The organism is Comamonas sp. GCA5 (assembly GCF_036541385.1).
GTDB classification, from domain to species: domain Bacteria; phylum Pseudomonadota; class Gammaproteobacteria; order Burkholderiales; family Burkholderiaceae_C; genus Comamonas; species Comamonas aquatica.
The window spans coordinates 1-2,726 of sequence record NZ_JAZHFR010000158.1 but is presented as its reverse complement, the minus strand read 5'-3'; the positions used below and the strand labels follow the sequence as shown (position 1 = coordinate 2,726).

The 2,726-nt window shown below is 68.3% G+C and carries 2 protein-coding genes and 2 pseudogenes; all 4 read left to right on the top strand.

All coding sequences use genetic code 11. The features are described 5' to 3' along the window. The first annotated feature begins 91 nt into the window (after positions 1 to 91). Entirely contained in the window at positions 92 to 922 is an 831-nt protein-coding gene (cobM, locus tag SJH88_RS18840) for a precorrin-4 C(11)-methyltransferase (RefSeq protein ID WP_274755353.1), read from the top strand. Beyond that, the gene (gene cobF, locus SJH88_RS18835) at positions 919 to 1,761 is read left to right on the top strand and encodes a precorrin-6A synthase (deacetylating) (RefSeq protein WP_274755352.1); all 843 of its coding nucleotides are present in this window, start codon (positions 919 to 921) and stop codon (positions 1,759 to 1,761) included. The genes cobM and cobF overlap by 4 nt, the downstream gene beginning before the upstream one ends. Positions 1,762 to 2,324: 563 nt before the next feature. Next, a pseudogene (locus SJH88_RS18830) lies at positions 2,325 to 2,549 on the top strand (transposase family protein); the annotation flags it as partial. Further along, positions 2,534 to 2,726: pseudogene (locus SJH88_RS18825) on the top strand (transposase); the annotation flags it as partial. The pseudogenes SJH88_RS18830 and SJH88_RS18825, both read left to right, overlap by 16 nt.

Sequence of the window (2,726 nt, the reverse complement as noted above, 5' to 3'; positions counted from 1 at the left end):
CGGCTGCGCACGCTGGCGCTGGCCTGCGCCGCCCCGTCTTTCGATTGTGTATCCGGAGAGGCGATAGCCTCTCCCCTTGAGGAGTAACGGCATGACCGTGCATTTCATCGGCGCCGGCCCCGGCGCCGCCGACCTGATCACCGTGCGCGGGCGCGACCTGATGGCCCGCTGCCCGGTGTGCCTGTATGCCGGGTCGCTGATCCCGCGCGAACTGCTGGCGCACTGCCCGCCGGGCGCGCGCATCGTCAACACCGCGTCCATGGACCTGGACCAGATCGTGGCGGAAATCCAGGCCGCCGAGGCCCAGGGCCAGGACGTGGCCCGCCTGCATTCGGGCGATCTGTCCGTCTGGTCGGCCATGGGCGAGCAGCTGCGCCGCCTGCGCGAGCTGGGCATTGCCTACAGCGTCACGCCCGGCGTGCCCTCGTTCGCCGCCGCGGCCGCCACGCTGGGGGCCGAGCTGACCCTGCCCGGCCTGTGCCAGTCCCTGGTGCTGACGCGCACCTCGGGCCGCGCCACCGCCATGCCCGAGGGCGAGAACCTGGCTGCCTTTGCCGCCACCGGCGCAGTGCTGGCCATCCACCTGTCCATCCACGTGGCCGAGAAGGTGCAGGCCGAGCTGCTGCCCCACTACGGTGCCGACTGCCCCGCCGCCATCGTCTGGCGTGCCAGCTGGCCCGATGAGACCGTGGTGCGCACCACCGTGGGCCAGCTGGCCCAGGCCGTGTCCAGCCGCATGGAGCGCACGGCTATCATGCTGGTGGGCCGCAGCATCAGCGCCGAAGACTTTGGCGAAAGCCGCCTCTACGCCGCCGACTACGACCGCCGCTACCGCCCCCTGGGCACCGAGCCGCGCTTTCCCGCCACAGGCACTGCCGTGGACACCGCCACCGACCGCCCCCTGGGCCACGACGCGGCATGAACCGCCCCCTGCCCCCCGTGGCCCTGACGCTGATCGGGATTGGCACGGGCAACCCCGACCACCTCACGCGCCAGGCCCTGCAGGCCATGCGCGCGGCCGACCTGATCCTGCTGCCGCACAAGGGCGAGGACAAGGCCGAGCTGGCCGCGCTGCGCCAGTCGCTGTGCGATGCCGTGCTGGCCGACGTGCCCACGCCGCCGCGTGTGGCCGGCTTTGACATGCCCGTGCGCCGCAGCCAGGGCGACGACTACCTGGCCCAGGTGGACGAATGGCATGCCGCCATCACCCGCTGCTGGCAGGCGACGATGGCCCAGGCCCTGGCAGACGGGCTGCAGCCGCGCCAGGCCGAAGGGCCGCTGCATGTGGCCCTGCTGGTCTGGGGCGACCCCTCGCTATACGACAGCACGCTGCGCATCGCCGCGCGCATGCAGCCGCCGCCCGTGCAGGTGCATGTGGTGGCCGGCATCACCGCCGTCCAGGCCCTGACCGCCGCCCACGCGCTGGCGGTGAACGAGATCGGCCAACCCTTCACCGTGACCACCGGCCGCCAGCTGCGTGACCACGGCTGGCCCGCCGGGGTGGACACCGTGGTCGTCATGCTGGATGGGCAGTGCAGCTTCACCCACCTGCCGCCGGCGCTGGCGCAGGACGTAGACATCTGGTGGGGCGCCTACGTGGGCATGGCCCAGCAGGTGCTGGACCACGGCCCGCTGGCCGAGGCCGGCCCGCGCATCCTGGCCACGCGCGCCGCCGCGCGCGCACAGCACGGCTGGATCATGGACATCTACCTGCTGCGCCGCCGCAGCGCGGCAGCCCCTAGCATGGCATTCAACGCGTGAAAAAGTAGCAGATACCGCTGATGCGACAAGGACTTCCAGTCTTTTGAGGCTGGAAGTCCTTTGTCTTGGTGCGCCAAGCGCTCTGTTTTTTAAGTGCCGCGCAGACCGTGCCTGGGTCGTCCACCCAGGGTGAGCAACCGCCTTGCGCACCGACGCCGTAGGCCACGCTGGGCGGGACGCACTCGCCCGCCAGCGCGCAGGGCGGCGCCGCGCTCACTTCGATGCAGAAGCTAAAGAACGCATCTAAGCAATTGATATTAAACAACTTTATTTTTTATTGATTTTAAATGGGCACACATATGGGCACACGCATCTGACCTGCCCCTTTTGGAAGGCTTTTCTTCACGAGCACACATAGAGGCGAAATTTCTGGATTAGGCACCGCTCAACGTTCTGAACACCTTCCCGCGGGCGCTCATGATGTTGCGGGTCCTTCGTCATTTCGTGTGGAACACAACACTCACAATGCTCCCCTGGTTGTTGAGCCCGGTGGGCATGTGTGCAGGCCGCTGGCCGGCCTGTGCACATGTCCACGAGGCGTGTTTGATCAGGAGGATGAGTCCATGGGCATTGCCGTAGAAGCTCTGTTCACCAGCGCGCTGGGCTTGCAGCCGCCGTGGGTCGTCGATGACGTCAGGCTCGACACCGCCAAGCGGCGTATCGACTTCGAGATCGGCTGCCACACCAGCAGGCTCGCCTGCCCGGCATGCGGTGCGGCCACGCAACCGGTGCACGACCGGCTGCGCCGATCCTGGCGGCACCTGGACTTCTTCCAGTTCGAGGCCTGGCCTGCATCCACGTGAAGGTGCGCGAGGGCGCCATACGGATCAAGGCCGTGTACCTAGCCATCGGCATCACCATGAGCGGAGAGAAGGAGGTGCTGGGCCTGTGGCTGGCCCAGACCGAAGGGGCCAAGTTCTGGCTGCAGGTGGTCACCGAGTTGCGCAACCGGGGCGTACAGGACA

Coding starts and splice junctions, on each gene's coding strand:
- cobM (WP_274755353.1), top strand. CDS start 92: ATGACCGTGCATTTCATCGGCGCCGGCCCCGGCGCCGCCGACCTGATC.
- cobF (WP_274755352.1), top strand. CDS start 919: ATGAACCGCCCCCTGCCCCCCGTGGCCCTGACGCTGATCGGGATTGGC.